The organism is Escherichia sp. TC-EC600-tetX4, from assembly GCF_019356055.1.
In the GTDB taxonomy this organism is placed as follows: domain Bacteria; phylum Pseudomonadota; class Gammaproteobacteria; order Enterobacterales; family Enterobacteriaceae.
In genome coordinates, this window is sequence record NZ_CP079924.1 from 954,718 (window position 1) to 972,105 (window position 17,388).

Sequence of the window (17,388 nt, forward strand, 5' to 3'; positions counted from 1 at the left end):
ACCCCCTTAAAGATCAGGCGATAAGGGTAACATTCGATGCCGGAACAGGCTACGGCTGGATGAGAAATCGGGAAGAGGCCTCGCAAAACGAGGCCTTTGGAGAGCGATTAATCGCAGGCAACGATCTTCATTGCCAGGCCGCCGCGAGAGGTTTCGCGGTACTTGGCGTTCATATCTTTACCTGTTTCGTACATGGTTTCGATAACTTTATCGAGGCAGACGCGCGGCTCGCTGGTACGGCGCAGCGCCATACGTGCGGCGTTCACCGCTTTTACTGCCGCAATGGCGTTACGCTCGATGCATGGCACCTGTACCTGTCCGGCGACCGGGTCACACGTCAGACCGAGGTTGTGCTCCATGGCGATTTCCGCCGCGATGCACACCTGCGCCGGGCTTGCGCCTAATAGTTCTGCCAGACCAGCCGCCGCCATTGAGCACGCCACGCCAACTTCACCCTGGCAACCCACTTCAGCACCAGAAATCGACGCGTTCATCTTATAAAGAGAACCAATGGCGCTGGCTACCAGCAGGTAACGAGCCAGTGAGTTAGCGTTCACTTCGCGGATAAACTTGTCGTAGTACGCCAGAACTGCCGGGATAATCCCGCACGCACCGTTAGTCGGCGCAGTCACCACGCGACCGCCAGCAGCGTTCTCTTCGTTCACTGCCAGTGCAAACATGTTGATCCAGTCAACAACCGCCATCGGGTCAGTGGTGGTTTTATCCTGGCTGACCAGCATCCGGCGTAGTGCCGCAGCACGGCGTGGAACGCGCAGTTTGCCAGGCAACACGCCTTCGGTGGAAATACCGCGCTCAATACCGCCGCGCATGACTTCCCAGACGTTCGCCAGGTGCTGTTCCAGCTCTTCTTTGCTGTGCAGCGCCAGCTCGTTTTTCATCATCAGGCCAGAGAGTGACAGCCCGGTTTCCTGACAATGTTTTTGCAGATCGGCTGCTGAACTGTACGGATAAGGAACTTCAACCGGTGCGCTATCCTGCTGGCCAAAATGCTCTTCATCAACGATAAAGCCACCGCCAATAGAGTAGTAAGTCTGGCTGTAAACGACTTTATCGCCCGCCAGCGCGGTAATGCGCATACCGTTTTCATGCAGAGAAAGGTTGTCGGCGTGGAAGTTCATGCACTGATCAACCGGGAACTCCACTTCATGCTGACCGTTTGCCAGCATCAGGCGACCATGAGTATTCACATCCTGAATAAAACTGGGGATGGAATCGATATCCACGGTATCCGGCAGGTTACCCGCCAGGCCCATAATAATGGCGATATCAGTGTGGTGGCCTTTACCGGTCAGAGAGAGCGAGCCGTACACGTCAACCACCACGCGGGTCACGTCTTTAAGCAGGTTACGGGCAATCAGATCGTCGGTAAATTGTTTACCCGCTTTCATTGGTCCAACGGTATGAGAACTGGAAGGGCCAATGCCGATTTTGAAAATATCGAATACGCTAATCATAGGAAATACATCGCGTTAAAACGGAGGAAGCGCCGCCCGAAAGCGGCGCGAAAGGACTTAGCTGAACAGAGAGTAGAAGATTGCGGAGATTGCAATCAGACCCATCACGACAACGAATACGTTGCTGATGTGACCGCTGTACTTACGCATTGCCGGTACTTTCTGAATTGCGTACATCGGCATCAGGAACAGGATCATCGCGATGATTGGACCGCCCAGGGTTTCAATCATACCCAGGATGCTCGGGTTCAGGGTGGCAACAATCCAGGTCGTTACCAGCATGAACAGCGCAGTGATACGGTTCAGCTTGTTGATTTCGATAGACTTACCTTTACCACGCAGAGATTTAATCACCATACCGTTGAAGCCTTCACGTGCGCCCAGGTAGTGACCGAGGAAGGATTTGGTGATAGCGATAATCGCGATAATCGGAGCCATCCACGCGATAACCGGTGCGTTAAAGTGGTTAGCCAGGTAAGACAGAATCGAGATGTTCTGCTCTTTAGCCGCAGCCAGGTCTGCCGGAGTCAGGCTCAGTACACAGCTGAAGACGAAGAACATTACGGTCAGCACCATCATGATGTGTGCGAATGCCAGGATCTTCGAGCATTTCTGTTCTGCCATATCGCCGTACTCTTCACGCTTCGCAACGGCGAAAGAAGAGATGATCGGAGAGTGGTTGAACGAGAACACCATTACCGGAATTGCCAGCCACAGGGTCATCCACAGACCGTTTCCGGTTGCAGATGCAGTGTCCAGAGACAGCGTTTCCAGTGCAGCGCCGTTCCACTGCGGGATCAGGTACAGAGCCAGCAGCATCAGTACGCCAACAAACGGGAATACCAGAATACTCATCGCTTTAACGATCATCTGCTCACCGAAGCGAACGATGGTCATCATACCCACGATCAGGATCAGCGACAGAATCGCACGCGGCGGTGGCGTCATACCCAGCTGGTGAGACATGAAGCTTTCAACGGTATTGGTGATTGCCACGCTATAAACCAGCAGGATCGGGTAGATAGCGAAGAAGTAGAGCAGGGTAATCAGTTTACCTGCGCCAATACCAAAGTGTTCTTCTACAACCTCGGTGATGTCTTCGCCCGGGTTTTTACCAGACAGTACGAAGCGAGTCAGGCCGCGGTGAGCAAAAAACGTCATCGGGAACGCAAGGATAGCCATGATGATCAGCGGGATCATACCGCCAACACCGGCGTTGATTGGCAGGAACAGCACGCCCGCGCCGATTGCCGTGCCGTAAAGGCCCAGCATCCACATGGTGTCTGTCTTGCGCCAGGCACTACGAGAGTCTTTCGACGCAATCGTGCTGGTTTGAGTCGTTTCCATCTATTTCTCCTGGAGGAATGCAAATAATTCAGCTTTTAGCCAGTTCAGCCCGGGAAGGTGCCTGACCGTAAAAATGAAATCTGTCTATCGGCGATGGCTTAATCATTTACCGCCGTAATAATTTGAGGGCGGAAAGATACACACAAGTTATGTATCTATCAGTGATCTTGATCTCAAATACAATAATCTACTTGGAAGATAGATTATCCCAACGCTTTACTCTGTAAATCAAAAGTAAAAGAGAATTTAAGGGCAATATTTGCCCATTAAACGACATCTGACTTCTTCCGGGGCGCGCAATATATGTAGGTTGAACTGAAAAAATCAATACTTTTAGTTAATCATGGCGATAATTTCTTTTTCATAGCGATAAAATACGGTTTATGAAAATAGGGAAACGTTTGCGTTGCAACATAAATTGTATGACATATTAACTGTGATGATATTTGTCGCGTGAGGGTGGTAAGAAACATTCATATAACAAATGAAATGAGTTGATGAGTAAGTGACCAAAAACGAGAAAACCCGGCAACAAACGTCACCGGGGGAGCGGAGATTACGTGCAGATTTCGTAGCAAGGGATGTAGGCTGAGCCTGGCAACTTCATACGATGCTGGGCAACAAAACCCTGTAGCAGGTCGTCCATACGACGCATAATCTCTTTATCGCCGTTGATTTTGTAAGGACCAAACTCTTCAATGGCGCGAATACCGACTTCTTTTACGTTACCCGCCACAATACCGGAGAACGCACGGCGCAGGTCGGCAGCCAGCACTTCAACAGGTTGATCCGGGTAAAGCTTCAGATTAGCCATATTCTCGTGAGACGGCTCAAACGGCATTTGCAAATCTGGCGCAATGCGCATTGACCAGTTAAAGCTGTAGGCATCGCCTGTATCACGGCGATTTTCTTTCACCAGCGGCATCGATTTTTTCATCTGACGAGCGACTTCAGCGGCGTCATCAATGATGATGCGGTAATGGCGGCGCGCGTTTTCACCCAGCGTATGCACGACAAACTCGTCCAGTACGCGGAAGTAGTCGGCGCTCTCTTTCGGGCCGGTGAGGATCAATGGTAAAACCTGATCTTTGTTGGCCGGGTTCATTAAAATTCCCAGCAAATAGAGCAACTCTTCTGCCGTACCCACACCGCCAGGGAAGATAATGATACCGTGAGCGATACGGACAAACGCTTCCAGACGTTTTTCGATATCTGGCATGATGATCAATTCGTTGACCAGCGGGTTAGGCGGTTCAGCGGCGATAATCGACGGCTCTGTCATACCAATAAAACGACTGTCTTTGTAACGCTGCTGCGCGTGTCCGACCGCAGCACCTTTCATCGGCGCTTCCATCGCTCCCGGACCACAGCCGGTGCAGATATTCAGCTCACGCAGGCCCAGCTGGTTTCCGACGCGACGGGCATACAAATACTCGTTTTCGTTAATTGAGTGACCTCCCCAGCAGACCACCATATTTGGCGCTTCACCCACATGCAGCGCGCGAGCGTTACGCAAGATGGAAAAGACCAGGTTAGTGATGTGGACGGAGTTGTCGAGATTCAGGTTGGGAAAACGAACGGTGTTATGGATTTGCCCGTAAACGAAGAGAATGTCACGCAGGACCGCGAACAAGTTGGCCTGCAAAGCGCGAATAATTCGCCCATCGACAAAAGCCTCTTCCGGGGGATTAATCAGTTCCAGCTTTACGCCGCGTTCACGGCGCAAGACGTTAATATCGAAATTTTCAAAACGAGACAGCAATTCTTTGCTGTTATCGGTCAAACTACCGGAGTTCAGTACGGCAAGTGAACAGTTGCGAAACAGTTGATAGAGGTCGCTGCTGGCGGTGCGTTTAAGCATATCCACTTCCAGCTGCGACAACATATCCATGGAGCCAAGCGGGCTAATATGTGTAATCAAGAAAAACTCCTTATGGGACGAATATCGTCATTCCCTTTGATTACAATAGCCCTGCCTGATGACCTTTCACAACCTTCTGCGTGAATCCAGCACGCAAAATTGAGAAAAAATTTATTGCCGAACCAGTCTTGTGGTCGATGGGACAAAATCGCTATTACTGCGCCACGGGTTAATGTCCAGACCGCCACGACGGGTATAACGTGCGTAAACGCTCAATTTTTCTGGCTGGCAGAAGCGTAACAGGTCATTAAAGATGCGTTCCACGCACTGTTCGTGGAACTCGTTGTGATGACGGAATGAGACCAGGTAACGCAGCAGTTTTTCTCTGTCAATTTGGCGTCCACGATACTGAATTTGGAGCGAACCCCAATCTGGTTGATGGGTGATCAGGCAGTTTGATTTCAGCAGGTGGCTGACAAGCGTCTCTTCCACTACTTTTTCACCACAGGTGGCATTCTCCAGATAGTCAGTAGTGAATTCATAGTTATCGATAGTGATATCCTGGTCATCAATGCAAGTGCCATTAAAATGACCTATCGGCTGGCCTTCCAGTTCATCAAGACGATATAACGCCACGCTAATCTTACCCTGAGCGCAAGTGCTTAAGTCGCGCTCCAGCGTCTGGCGCACCTCATCCCAGTTATTAAAACGCGTCTGGTTAAAACTGTTGAGATAGAGCTTAAAACTCTTCGACTCAATCAGATTTACGCTGGTGTAATCAAGTTCAACATGACCGACAGCGACCTGCGGCAAACCTTTCGCATTCAGCCAGGAAAGTTCATACAGCGTCCAGATATCCGTACCGTGAAAAGGCAGGTTATCCGCTTTCAGACCCAGCGGGTCGCGATTCAGGCTGCGTGGAACGCCTTGCAGTAGGCTGGCGTCATAGGTATCCCGGTAATCGGTTGATTTTCCAAGAGTCAGGCCCGCAAGTGCCTGATGGTTTGCATAAGAAGACATGTTTCACCGTCATAAACCAGATAAACTAAACGACAAGTGTATCTGGTTTAAGTGAAGAGAGAAATTAGTGGACGATTTGACCGCACAAGCCCTGAAAGATTTTACTGCACGCTACTGCGATGCGTGGCATGAAGAGCATAAAAGCTGGCCGTTAAGTGAGGAACTGTACGGTGTTCCTTCACCGTGCATTATTTCAACTACCGAAGATGCCGTATACTGGCAACCCCAGCCGTTTACCGGGGAACAAAATGTAAACGCGGTTGAACGCGCTTTTGATATTGTGATACAACCCACAATTCATACCTTTTATACGACTCAGTTTGCCGGGGATATGCACGCGCAGTTTGGCGATATCAAACTGACATTGCTGCAAACCTGGAGTGAAGACGACTTCCGTCGGGTGCAGGAAAATCTGATTGGTCATCTGGTGACTCAGAAAAGGCTAAAACTGCCGCCCACACTATTTATCGCGACGCTGGAAGAAGAGTTAGAGGTCATCTCGGTGTGTAATCTCTCCGGTGAAGTGTGCAAAGAGACGCTGGGAACACGTAAACGGACGCATTTAGCCTCAAATCTTGCGGAATTCCTTAATCAACTTAAGCCTCTTCTGTAATCCAAATACCCCATCTGGTTGTGAGAGATCTCTTACAGACTCTGTAGGAGATCGCCAGGAAATAAGCGAATACTTAAAAAGATAAGAATCGTTATTTTCATTTAAAATCAAAATGTTGATTGTTAATTCTTAACTTTCATATGAAATTTTCCTTAAGGCATTGTCTGTAAGCGCCTTGTAAGACTTCGCGAAAAAGACGATTCTATCTTCGTCGACAGGGAGTCAGACAACGAAGTGAACATCAGGATGATGACACTTCTGCAGGACACACCAGGATGGTGTTTCAGGGAAAGGCTTCTGGATGAAGCGAAGAGGATGACGCAGGACGCGTTAAAGGACACCTCCAGGATGGAGAATGAGAACCGGTCAGGATGATTCGGTGGGTCAGGAAGGCCAGGGACACTTCAGGATGAAGTATCACATCGGGGTGGTGTGAGCAGGAAGCAATAGTTCAGGATGAACGATTGGCCGCAAGGCCAGAGGAAAAGTTGTCAAGGATGAGCAGGGAGCAACAAAAGTAGCTGGAATGCTGCGAAACGAACCGGGAGCGCTGTGAATACAGTGCTCCCTTTTTTTATTCCTGCTATCCTTCGCGGCAGTTTTTCTTATTGAGGTTGCTTTATGACCACTCATGACCGCGTTCGTCTCCAGTTGCAGGCGCTTGAAGCGTTACTGCGTGAACATCAGCACTGGCGAAACGATGAACCCCAGCCGCATCAATTTAATAGTACCCAACCGTTCTTTATGGACACCATGGAACCACTGGAGTGGTTGCAGTGGGTGCTGATCCCGCGAATGCACGATTTGTTAGATAACAAACAGCCGTTACCGGGCGCTTTTGCCGTTGCACCCTATTATGAAATGGCGCTGGCGACGGACCATCCGCAACGCGCGCTTATTCTGGCTGAGCTGGAAAAACTGGATGCTCTTTTTGCGGATGATGCGAGCTAATGCTGGAAATACTCTATCAGGATGAATGGCTGGTTGCGGTAAATAAACCCTCCGGCTGGCTGGTTCACCGCAGCTGGCTGGATCGCGACGAGAAAGTAGTGGTCATGCAAACCGTGCGTGACCAGATAGGCCAGCATGTTTTTACTGCTCATCGTCTGGACCGACCCACTTCTGGTGTGTTGTTGATGGGATTATCCAGCGAGGCCGGACGGCTGCTGGCACAACAGTTTGAACAGCACCAAATCCAGAAACGTTACCATGCGATTGTGCGCGGCTGGTTGATGGAAGAAGCGGTGCTGGATTATCCACTGGTGGAAGAACTGGACAAAATCGCTGATAAATTTGCCCGCGAAGATAAAGGCCCGCAGCCAGCAGTGACGCATTATCGCGGTCTGGCGACCGTAGAAATGCCGGTAGCGACCGGACGTTACCCGACCACGCGCTACGGCCTGGTGGAACTGGAGCCGAAAACCGGACGCAAACATCAGCTTCGCCGACATCTTGCCCATTTGCGTCATCCGATTATTGGCGATAGCAAACATGGCGATTTACGCCAGAATCGCAGCGGTGCTGAGCATTTTGGCCTCCAGCGGTTAATGCTACATGCCAGTCAGTTGTCATTGACGCATCCTTTTACTGGCGAGCCGCTGACTATTCACGCGGGCCTGGACGACACCTGGATGCAGGCGTTATCACAATTTGGCTGGCGCGGTCTGCTTCCTGAAAATGAAAGGGTTGAGTTCAGTGCGCCATCGGGTCAGGATGGAGAGATAAGTTCCTAATCCAGGGAGAAAACGGTATGGCGGAAATTGGTATTTTTGTCGGCACCATGTACGGGAATTCACTGTTAGTGGCCGAAGAAGCGGAAGCGATTCTGACCGCGCAGGGCCACAAAGCAACGGTATTTGAAGATCCTGAATTAAGCGACTGGCTGCCCTATCAGGATAAGTATGTTCTGGTGGTTACGTCCACGACCGGGCAGGGCGACCTTCCTGATAGCATTGTGCCACTCTTTCAGGGAATCAAAGATAGTCTGGGCTTCCAGCCGAATCTGCGTTATGGCGTGATTGCGCTCGGCGACAGTAGTTATGTGAATTTCTGCAATGGCGGCAAACAGTTCGATGCCTTGTTGCAGGAACAGAGCGCTCAGCGGGTTGGCGAAATGCTGTTGATTGACGCCAGTGAGAACCCGGAACCGGAAACGGAATCAAATCCGTGGGTCGAACAGTGGGGCACGCTGTTGTCCTGATATGTTCAGCGAGCGGTAAATGTCGTTTTAGCGGTGCTGAATCGAATCTTTTCAGGCAAATGCCAGTAAAAACTGCTTCATAGCGCGGATTTTTACTGGCGTTTGCCTGGAGTCAAGCGATCCATTTCATACTCTTCTTTATTTCTTCGTTTTAACCCTTCCTTTCTTGTTCTTGTTTTCATTTCCGTGAAGTGGATTCCACCGTCCAGGGCTAATGCCAAAATCGGGCCTCATTGAACGCATTAATGTTGTGTTGTTGCACGGTGAGCCGCTATGGCGCGCTTTTTATACTGCTATTGCCAGATATAAACACGCGCCGTATTCGGCGAACGACCTATAAAAACGGCAAAAAACACCCTACGTCACCTCTGATTTCCTGGCGATGTCGCAGTCCAGAGTGAGCGTGGCTAACGCGAATTTTCAGGAGTGCAACAATGAGTTCTTTAAGTCAGGCTGCGAGCAGTGTGGAAAAACGCACAAATGCTCGTTACTGGATAGTGGTGATGTTGTTTATCGTCACATCCTTCAACTACGGCGACCGCGCTACGCTCTCTATCGCCGGTTCGGAAATGGCCAAAGATATCGGCCTTGATCCCGTGGGAATGGGCTATGTGTTCTCTGCTTTCTCATGGGCTTATGTTATCGGGCAGATCCCTGGTGGCTGGTTGCTGGACCGTTTTGGTTCAAAACGCGTCTACTTCTGGTCGATCTTTATCTGGTCGATGTTTACCTTGCTGCAAGGCTTCGTCGATATCTTTAGTGGATTCGGCATTATCGTTGCCCTGTTTACGCTGCGCTTCCTGGTCGGGCTTGCTGAAGCGCCATCTTTCCCCGGCAACAGTCGCATTGTTGCGGCCTGGTTTCCGGCGCAGGAAAGGGGAACGGCGGTGTCGATTTTTAACTCCGCTCAATACTTCGCAACGGTGATCTTCGCGCCGATTATGGGCTGGCTGACGCATGAAGTGGGCTGGTCACACGTCTTCTTCTTTATGGGCGGTCTGGGGATTGTCATCAGCTTTATCTGGTTGAAAGTCATCCACGAGCCAAATCAACATCCGGGGGTAAATAAGAAAGAGCTGGAGTACATCGCCGCGGGTGGTGCGCTGATCAATATGGATCAGCAAAACACCAAAGTTAAAGTGCCGTTCAGCGTGAAGTGGGGGCAGATCAAACAGCTGCTAGGGTCACGGATGATGATCGGCGTTTATATCGGTCAGTACTGTATCAACGCCCTGACTTACTTCTTTATTACCTGGTTCCCGGTTTATCTGGTGCAGGCACGCGGGATGTCGATTCTGAAAGCGGGCTTTGTGGCTTCCGTTCCGGCGGTTTGCGGTTTTATCGGCGGTGTGCTGGGTGGGATTATTTCCGACTGGCTGATGCGCCGCACGGGATCGCTGAACATTGCGCGTAAAACACCGATCGTAATGGGCATGTTGCTGTCGATGGTGATGGTGTTCTGCAACTACGTCAACGTTGAGTGGATGATCATCGGCTTTATGGCGCTGGCCTTCTTCGGTAAGGGCATCGGGGCGCTGGGTTGGGCAGTAATGGCAGATACCGCGCCAAAAGAGATCAGCGGTCTTTCCGGTGGCCTGTTCAACATGTTCGGTAACATTTCTGGCATCGTCACGCCAATCGCAATTGGTTATATCGTTGGCACGACTGGCTCGTTTAATGGGGCGCTGATTTATGTTGGTGTTCATGCCTTAATCGCGGTACTGAGCTACCTGGTGCTGGTGGGCGATATCAAGCGTATCGAGTTGAAACCTGTTGCGGGGCAATAAGATGGCGACACAATCCAGTCCTGTTATTACTGATATGAAAGTCATTCCGGTGGCCGGGCATGACAGCATGTTGCTTAATATTGGTGGGGCACATAACGCATATTTCACCCGCAATATTGTGGTACTCACCGATAACGCCGGGCATACCGGCATTGGTGAAGCGCCGGGCGGAGATGTGATTTATCAGACGCTTGTCGATGCTATTCCGATGGTTCTGGGCCAGGAAGTTGCGCGACTGAATAAAGTGGTCCAGCAGGTGCATAAAGGTAATCAGGCCGCCGATTTTGATACCTTCGGTAAAGGTGCCTGGACCTTTGAATTACGCGTTAACGCCGTGGCGGCGCTGGAAGCCGCTTTGCTTGACCTGCTAGGTAAGGCGCTGAATGTTCCGGTCTGCGAACTGTTAGGGCCAGGCAAGCAACGCGAGGCTATTACCGTCCTCGGTTATCTGTTTTATATCGGTGATCGGACCAAAACCGATCTTCCTTATGTGGAAAATACGCCGGGCAACCATGAGTGGTATCAGTTGCGGCATCAGAAAGCAATGAACAGCGAAGCCGTTGTGCGTCTGGCGGAAGCCTCACAGGATCGCTACGGCTTTAAAGATTTCAAACTTAAGGGCGGCGTGTTACCTGGCGAGCAAGAAATCGACACTGTTCGTGCATTGAAGAAACGCTTCCCGGATGCGCGGATTACCGTTGATCCCAACGGTGCATGGCTGCTTGATGAAGCCATTTCTTTATGCAAAGGGCTGAATGATGTTCTTACCTATGCCGAAGATCCATGCGGCGCAGAACAGGGCTTCTCCGGACGTGAAGTGATGGCGGAATTTCGACGGGCGACCGGCTTGCCCGTCGCGACTAACATGATCGCCACCAACTGGCGCGAAATGGGTCATGCGGTGATGCTCAATGCGGTAGATATTCCACTTGCCGATCCGCACTTCTGGACGCTTTCCGGTGCAGTCCGTGTGGCGCAGCTTTGCGACGACTGGGGGCTGACCTGGGGCTGCCATTCTAATAACCATTTCGATATCTCTCTGGCGATGTTTACCCATGTGGGCGCGGCGGCACCGGGTAATCCTACCGCTATCGATACCCACTGGATTTGGCAGGAGGGCGATTGTCGCCTGACCCAAAATCCGCTGGAGATTAAAAACGGAAAAATTGCCGTTCCTGATGCGCCCGGTCTGGGCGTGGAACTGGACTGGGAACAGGTACAAAAGGCACATGAGGCCTATAAACGTCTGCCTGGCGGTGCGCGTAACGACGCAGGTCCGATGCAGTACCTGATCCCCGGCTGGACCTTTGACCGTAAACGTCCCGTTTTCGGCCGTCATTGATTCTGAAAAAGGACATAAATATGAGTTCTCAATTTACGACGCCTGTTGTTACTGAAATGCAGGTTATCCCGGTGGCGGGTCATGACAGTATGCTGATGAATCTGAGTGGTGCACACGCACCGTTCTTTACGCGTAATATTGTGATTATCAAAGATAATTCTGGTCACACTGGCGTAGGGGAAATTCCCGGCGGCGAGAAAATCCGTAAAACGCTGGAAGATGCGATTCCGCTGGTGGTAGGTAAAACGCTGGGTGAATACAAAAACGTTCTGACGCTGGTGCGTAATACTTTTGCCGATCGTGATGCTGGTGGGCGCGGTTTGCAGACATTTGACCTACGTACCACTATTCATGTAGTTACCGGGATAGAAGCGGCAATGCTGGATCTGCTGGGGCAGCATCTGGGGGTAAACGTGGCATCGCTGCTGGGCGATGGTCAACAGCGTAGCGAAGTCGAAATGCTCGGTTATCTGTTCTTCGTCGGTAATCGCAAAGCCACGCCGCTGCCGTATCAAAGCCAGCCGGATGACTCATGCGACTGGTATCGCCTGCGTCATGAAGAAGCGATGACGCCGGATGCGGTGGTGCGCCTGGCGGAAGCGGCATATGAAAAATATGGCTTCAACGATTTCAAACTGAAGGGCGGTGTACTGGCCGGGGAAGAAGAGGCCGAGTCTATTGTGGCACTGGCGCAACGCTTCCCGCAGGCGCGTATTACGCTCGATCCTAACGGTGCCTGGTCGCTGAACGAAGCGATTAAAATCGGTAAATACCTGAAAGGTTCGCTGGCTTATGCAGAAGATCCGTGTGGTGCGGAGCAAGGTTTCTCCGGGCGTGAAGTGATGGCAGAGTTCCGTCGCGCGACAGGTCTACCGACTGCAACCAATATGATCGCCACCGACTGGCGGCAAATGGGCCATACGCTCTCCCTGCAATCCGTTGATATCCCGCTGGCGGATCCGCATTTCTGGACAATGCAAGGTTCGGTACGTGTGGCGCAAATGTGCCATGAATTTGGCCTGACCTGGGGTTCACACTCTAACAACCACTTCGATATTTCCCTGGCGATGTTTACCCATGTTGCCGCCGCTGCACCGGGTAAAATTACTGCTATTGATACGCACTGGATTTGGCAGGAAGGCAATCAGCGCCTGACCAAAGAACCGTTTGAGATCAAAGGCGGGCTGGTACAGGTGCCAGAAAAACCGGGGCTGGGTGTAGAAATCGATATGGATCAAGTGATGAAAGCCCATGAGCTGTATCAGAAACACGGGCTTGGCGCGCGTGACGATGCGATGGGAATGCAGTATCTGATTCCTGGCTGGACGTTCGATAACAAGCGCCCGTGCATGGTGCGTTAAGACAGAAAACCAAAACCGGCTCTATCTGGAGCCGGTTTGAGACTGATGCTAAACGCAAAATAGCCTGTTGTGCTATGTATCAGGTCTACATCATTTTTTAATTCATTGAATTTAATTGGTTTTGTAGGCCGGATAAGGCGTTAACGCCGCATCCGGCATAAACACAGGCACTTTGTCACCAATCTGAAACCAGCGTCATAAAAAGCCGATTGCTACTCGACAAGACATCCATTACCCGAGAATTTTGCTGGCTTCGCGCGCGACATTATCCATCTCGTCCAACAGTTCCAGCAGCTCCGGTTCCAAATCTTCTTCTTTAGTACCGCTACGTAGCTGTTGTTCGATCAGTTGGCAGAGATTCTTCATACGTGGCACACCGCTATAGCCGCAACTGCCATGCAGTTTATGAATCAAATCAACCAGGCCTTCCGGGTTTTCTCCAACCAGCTGTTCCTCAACTTTGTTGCGAACTTCAGGCAGGAAATCGAGTAACATTTGCAGCATATCGCGCGCTAAATCGGTTTTTCCTGCTGCCTGGCGTAGTGCCAGTTGCCAGTCGAGGGTCGCATTCGGGTTCACCACAATTTCGTTGACTTCGGGCGTCACGACGCGAGAGGAAATACCGCTGCCAGGCTTGTAGCGCAACAACAAATTATGCAATCGCTCTTCTTCAATCGGTTTCGCCAGATAATCGCTCATCCCTGCGCCAAGCAGCTTCTCTTTTTGCCCGGCCATTGCATGCGCCGTTACCGCGATAACCGGCGTTTGTTGCTGATGCGGGAGTTGGTGGATGAGTTCGCAGGCCCGAATGCCATCCATGTCCGGCATTTGAATATCCATTAAGATCAAATCGAACGGCATCTGTTTCGCCCGTTCAACCGCCTGATGCCCGCTATCGCAAAGTTCCACATGTTGCACCATATCTTCCAGCAATGCGCCGATAAGTTTCAGGTTAGCGGGGTTGTCATCAACCGCCATGACTGTCATTGCCAGCTTACTTTCATCGGTTACAGGCAAAAGCGTGTTTTGTTTGTGATGACAAAATTCCGTCAGGGCAGGCAACAGGCGTGTAGGTGTTAATGGTTTCAGCAGACACGCGCCGATACCATCTTGCTTGAGTTTTTCAGCATTGACTTGTGCATGGCAAGGAAGTGCCAGCATCAGGAAATCGGTCATCGATACCGCTTTCGCTAATCGCTCATGTTGCATTGTTAGCGGCTCGCGGAAGGTCACCGCGATGCCTAACAACATCATGTCGTAATGCGCGGGAGGCAGCGCGGAGAACGTTGGGCTATAAACCACTTCCAGCGGCGTTTCACTTAAAATATCCAGCGTGCATTGCGCTGCTGCGGAGTTTGGTTCGACATAGGCCAGGCGCTTACCTGCGAGGCACTGGGTGGATGGCCCTTCGATAATAATGTTCGGGTTCAGATCGAGATTAATGTGGAACCAGAAAGTTGAACCGCGATTCGGCTGGCTATGGAACGAAATATCGCCGCCCATTTCATTAACCAGTTTTTGTGTAATCACCAGCCCCAGCCCGGTGCCACCATGACGGCGGGAAATACTGGCATCAGCCTGTCGGAAGGCCTGGAATAAGCGCGATTGATCGCGTTCAGGAATACCAATGCCGGTATCCCGAATCTGCACTTCAATCTGCACTTTGGTATTACTCAGCGCACGTTTTTCTACCAGAATATCAATGTTGCCATTCTCGGTGAATTTAATTGCATTCCCCACCAGGTTAGTGATGATTTGCTGTAATCGCAGCGGGTCGCCGATCACGTTATCAGGCACGTCGCTTTTAATATTGAGCGTCAGTTCTAACCCTTTATCGTGAGAAGAATGTGCCAGCAGAGTAACGACTTCATCCAGCGTGCTGCGTAGTGGGAATGGAATACTTTCCAGAATCAGCTTACCTGCTTCCAGTTTCGAGAAGTCGAGAACATCATTAATAATTGCCAGCAAATTATTTGCCGAACGTTCAATCGTATTCAGGTGATCGCGCTGCGTTGGTGTTAATTCTGTTTTCAGCGTCAGGCGGGTAAAGCCAATAACACCATTCAGTGGTGTACGCAGCTCGTGTGACATATTTGCCAGAAACTCGGATTTAATACGCGCCGCTTCCTGGGCGCGCTTTTTCGCCAGATCTAACTCAACGTTCTGAATTTCCATCTGCTCCAGCGTTTCACGCAGATCGGACGTCGCCTGGTCGATATTGTGCTGCATCTCTTCGTGATAAGCAGCCAGCGACATTGCCATCGAGTTGATACCGTTTTTCAGCATATCCAGCTCGCCGAGCATAAATCCTTCCACCCGGCTGTCGAGTTGCCCGCGACGGATGCGGTCGACGGTATTCACCATGTTGCGAATCGGACCGGTTACATCGCGCATTAAGCGCCAGCCAAAAATAAGCGCAATACCGATACAAAACAGCATCATCACGCTGGAAATAAAGATCTCTTTATATTGCTGCAAGCGAACCGATTTAAGATCCAGCTCCAGCGCAATATATCCCAACATATTTTGACTATTTTTGGCATCGCTACTGGGCGATTCGTCGGGGGAGTAACTCTCAGAAATAATCGGCGTGCGGAGGATCATAATATCGCCGTCACGAGTGACAGTGAGCTGGCGAGGAAACGGCACGTTGCTGCCGAGCTGCATTGATGAGGGATCAAGATGAAAATTGGAGGTGACAAAGAGTCGGTTATTTTCATCATAAACCGAAATCGCGCGAACAATATCGGAATGGCGACGATGCAGTACGCTTATTAACTGACCGATAGATTCGCGATTTTGCAGGCTCATGCCATATTCAGTAGAAACTGCAAGCGGCTCAATAATGCTGGCACCGGCATCTTCCAGTTGACGCTGCAAGTCGTTATAGCGATGCACGACGAAAAAGATACTCAGCAATAAACCAATAAGGACGGTCGGTGCCAGGATCAGAATCATCATGCGTGCGCGCAGGCTGTAGTTGGTCATGGAGTTCCGTTATGGGACAATTAAGGTCACACTGTTAAATTGAGAAAGTCTCGCCAATGGCGCAATTCTACTCTGCAAAACGACGCACGACGACGCGTCAGATCATAACCGTTTCAGTCAACGACCTCGACTCTTTTGGTCAGGGCGTGGCGCGACATAACGGCAAAACGCTATTTATCCCCGGATTATTGCCGCAGGAAAACGCGGAAGTTACTGTTACTGAAGATAAAAAACAGTATGCCCGCGCTAAAGTCGTACGCCGGTTAAGCGATAGCCCGGAACGCGAAACGCCACGCTGTCCTCATTTTGGCGTATGCGGTGGCTGTCAGCAACAACACGCCAGCGTGGATTTACAGCAGCGAAGCAAAAGTGCGGCACTCGCCCGATTAATGAAACACGATGTCTCTGAAGTGATCGCCGATGTTCCCTGGGGCTATCGCCGTCGCGCGCGTTTAAGTCTGAACTACTTACCGAAAACACAGCAACTTCAGATGGGGTTTCGCAAAGCGGGCTCCAGTGACATTGTCGACGTCAAACAATGCCCCATTTTAGCGCCCCAACTTGAAGCATTGCTGCCCAAAGTCAGGGCATGTCTGGGCAGCTTACAAGCTATGCGCCATCTTGGTCATGTTGAACTGGTACAGGCAACCAGCGGCACGCTGATGATTTTGCGCCATACCGCACCGCTAAGTTCGGCAGATCGCGAAAAACTGGAACGCTTTTCGCATTCTGAAGGCCTGGATCTGTATCTCGCCCCCGATAGTGAGATACTCGAAACCGTCTCTGGTGAGATGCCCTGGTATGACTCAAACGGGTTGCGCTTAACTTTTAGCCCGCGCGATTTTATTCAGGTCAATGCGGGTGTGAACCAAAAAATGGTAGCGCGTGCGTTGGAATGGCTGGATGTGCAACCTGAAGATCGCGTACTGGATCTGTTCTGCGGTATGGGCAACTTTACACTGCCATTGGCGACACAAGCTGCCAGTGTGGTCGGTGTAGAAGGTGTTCCGGCGCTGGTGGAAAAAGGCCAGCAGAATGCGCGTCTTAATGGCTTACAGAATGTGACGTTTTATCACGAAAATCTTGAAGAAGATGTCACAAAGCAGCCGTGGGCGAAAAACGGCTTCGATAAAGTGTTGCTGGACCCGGCGCGAGCAGGTGCCGCAGGTGTTATGCAGCAAATTATAAAACTGGAACCTATTCGTATAGTTTATGTATCCTGTAACCCTGCAACGCTGGCTCGGGATAGCGAAGCGTTATTAAAAGCAGGATATACCATTGCGCGACTGGCGATGCTGGATATGTTCCCACACACGGGACATCTGGAATCGATGGTACTTTTCTCGCGCGTTAAATAGTTGCGATTTGCCGATTTCGGCAGGTCTGGTCCCTAA

Annotated in this window: 13 protein-coding genes; 8 read left to right on the top strand and 5 right to left on the bottom strand. The window is 50.8% G+C overall.

Going from position 1 to position 17,388, the window contains the following annotated elements:
* Window positions 1–107: 107 nt before the first annotated feature.
* The 4 genes from sdaB to queF all read right to left on the bottom strand — a co-directional run bounded on the left by sdaB (window position 108) and on the right by queF (window position 5,703).
* Entirely contained in the window at window positions 108–1,475 is a 1,368-nt protein-coding gene (sdaB, locus tag KXD89_RS04590; RefSeq protein WP_000626422.1) for an L-serine ammonia-lyase II, read from the bottom strand.
* A gap of 57 nt (window positions 1,476–1,532) precedes the next feature.
* A complete protein-coding gene (gene sdaC, locus KXD89_RS04595) occupies window positions 1,533–2,822 on the bottom strand; it encodes an HAAAP family serine/threonine permease SdaC (protein ID WP_000450476.1) in 1,290 nt (429 codons plus the stop codon).
* Window positions 2,823–3,378: 556 nt separating this feature from the next.
* Window positions 3,379–4,743, bottom strand: a complete 1,365-nt coding sequence (gene ppnN, locus KXD89_RS04600; RefSeq protein WP_000627995.1) for a nucleotide 5'-monophosphate nucleosidase PpnN — start codon at window positions 4,741–4,743, stop codon at window positions 3,379–3,381.
* A 111-nt stretch (window positions 4,744–4,854) separates the two neighbouring features.
* On the bottom strand, window positions 4,855–5,703 hold the full coding sequence (gene queF, locus KXD89_RS04605) for an NADPH-dependent 7-cyano-7-deazaguanine reductase QueF (RefSeq protein ID WP_000100421.1): 849 nt from the start codon (window positions 5,701–5,703) through the stop codon (window positions 4,855–4,857).
* A gap of 67 nt (window positions 5,704–5,770) precedes the next feature.
* Here queF and syd point away from each other — a divergent pair, with 67 nt between their 5' ends.
* The 7 genes from syd (at window position 5,771) to gudD (ending at window position 13,006) form a co-directional block, all read left to right on the top strand.
* Window positions 5,771–6,316: a SecY-interacting protein gene (syd, locus tag KXD89_RS04610; protein ID WP_000342431.1), complete on the top strand. Its 546-nt coding sequence runs from the start codon at window positions 5,771–5,773 to the stop codon at window positions 6,314–6,316.
* Window positions 6,317–6,937: 621 nt separating this feature from the next.
* A complete protein-coding gene (locus KXD89_RS04615; protein ID WP_000206990.1) occupies window positions 6,938–7,267 on the top strand; it encodes a YqcC family protein in 330 nt (109 codons plus the stop codon).
* Window positions 7,267–8,049 carry a tRNA pseudouridine(65) synthase TruC gene (gene truC, locus KXD89_RS04620; RefSeq protein ID WP_000890001.1) on the top strand — a complete coding sequence of 261 codons (783 nt, stop codon included), beginning with the start codon at window positions 7,267–7,269 and terminating at the stop codon, window positions 8,047–8,049. Before KXD89_RS04615 ends, truC begins: the two co-directional genes overlap by 1 nt.
* Before the next feature lie 17 nt (window positions 8,050–8,066).
* The gene (locus KXD89_RS04625) at window positions 8,067–8,516 is read left to right on the top strand and encodes a flavodoxin (RefSeq protein WP_000807753.1); all 450 of its coding nucleotides are present in this window, start codon (window positions 8,067–8,069) and stop codon (window positions 8,514–8,516) included.
* A gap of 434 nt (window positions 8,517–8,950) precedes the next feature.
* Entirely contained in the window at window positions 8,951–10,303 is a 1,353-nt protein-coding gene (gene gudP, locus KXD89_RS04630; RefSeq protein WP_000097072.1) for a galactarate/glucarate/glycerate transporter GudP, read from the top strand.
* Window position 10,304: 1 nt separating this feature from the next.
* Window positions 10,305–11,645, top strand: coding sequence for an enolase C-terminal domain-like protein (locus KXD89_RS04635; RefSeq protein WP_000235391.1), 1,341 nt, complete (start codon window positions 10,305–10,307; stop codon window positions 11,643–11,645).
* 20 nt (window positions 11,646–11,665) lie between these two features.
* Window positions 11,666–13,006, top strand: coding sequence for a glucarate dehydratase (gene gudD / locus KXD89_RS04640; RefSeq protein WP_000098255.1), 1,341 nt, complete (start codon window positions 11,666–11,668; stop codon window positions 13,004–13,006).
* Window positions 13,007–13,237: 231 nt separating this feature from the next.
* Here the strand turns inward: gudD and barA are convergent, their stop codons facing one another.
* Window positions 13,238–15,994 carry a two-component sensor histidine kinase BarA gene (gene barA, locus KXD89_RS04645; protein ID WP_000186450.1) on the bottom strand — a complete coding sequence of 919 codons (2,757 nt, stop codon included), beginning with the start codon at window positions 15,992–15,994 and terminating at the stop codon, window positions 13,238–13,240.
* Between the two features lie 56 nt (window positions 15,995–16,050).
* Here barA and rlmD point away from each other — a divergent pair, with 56 nt between their 5' ends.
* Complete coding sequence (gene rlmD / locus KXD89_RS04650; protein WP_000046812.1) at window positions 16,051–17,352, top strand: 23S rRNA (uracil(1939)-C(5))-methyltransferase RlmD; 1,302 nt, start codon at window positions 16,051–16,053, stop codon at window positions 17,350–17,352.
* Window positions 17,353–17,388: the final 36 nt, after the last annotated feature.

What these genes read in the sequence shown, in the direction of transcription:
- KXD89_RS04635 (WP_000235391.1), top strand. Translation starts at nt 10,305, where the DNA reads ATGGCGACACAATCCAGTCCTGTTATTACTGATATGAAAGTCATTCCG.
- sdaC (WP_000450476.1), bottom strand. Translation starts at nt 2,822, where the DNA reads ATGGAAACGACTCAAACCAGCACGATTGCGTCGAAAGACTCTCGTAGT.
- gudD (WP_000098255.1), top strand. Translation starts at nt 11,666, where the DNA reads ATGAGTTCTCAATTTACGACGCCTGTTGTTACTGAAATGCAGGTTATC.
- sdaB (WP_000626422.1), bottom strand. Translation starts at nt 1,475, where the DNA reads ATGATTAGCGTATTCGATATTTTCAAAATCGGCATTGGCCCTTCCAGT.
- gudP (WP_000097072.1), top strand. Translation starts at nt 8,951, where the DNA reads ATGAGTTCTTTAAGTCAGGCTGCGAGCAGTGTGGAAAAACGCACAAAT.
- truC (WP_000890001.1), top strand. Translation starts at nt 7,267, where the DNA reads ATGCTGGAAATACTCTATCAGGATGAATGGCTGGTTGCGGTAAATAAA.
- rlmD (WP_000046812.1), top strand. Translation starts at nt 16,051, where the DNA reads ATGGCGCAATTCTACTCTGCAAAACGACGCACGACGACGCGTCAGATC.
- barA (WP_000186450.1), bottom strand. Translation starts at nt 15,994, where the DNA reads ATGACCAACTACAGCCTGCGCGCACGCATGATGATTCTGATCCTGGCA.
- KXD89_RS04625 (WP_000807753.1), top strand. Translation starts at nt 8,067, where the DNA reads ATGGCGGAAATTGGTATTTTTGTCGGCACCATGTACGGGAATTCACTG.
- queF (WP_000100421.1), bottom strand. Translation starts at nt 5,703, where the DNA reads ATGTCTTCTTATGCAAACCATCAGGCACTTGCGGGCCTGACTCTTGGA.
- KXD89_RS04615 (WP_000206990.1), top strand. Translation starts at nt 6,938, where the DNA reads ATGACCACTCATGACCGCGTTCGTCTCCAGTTGCAGGCGCTTGAAGCG.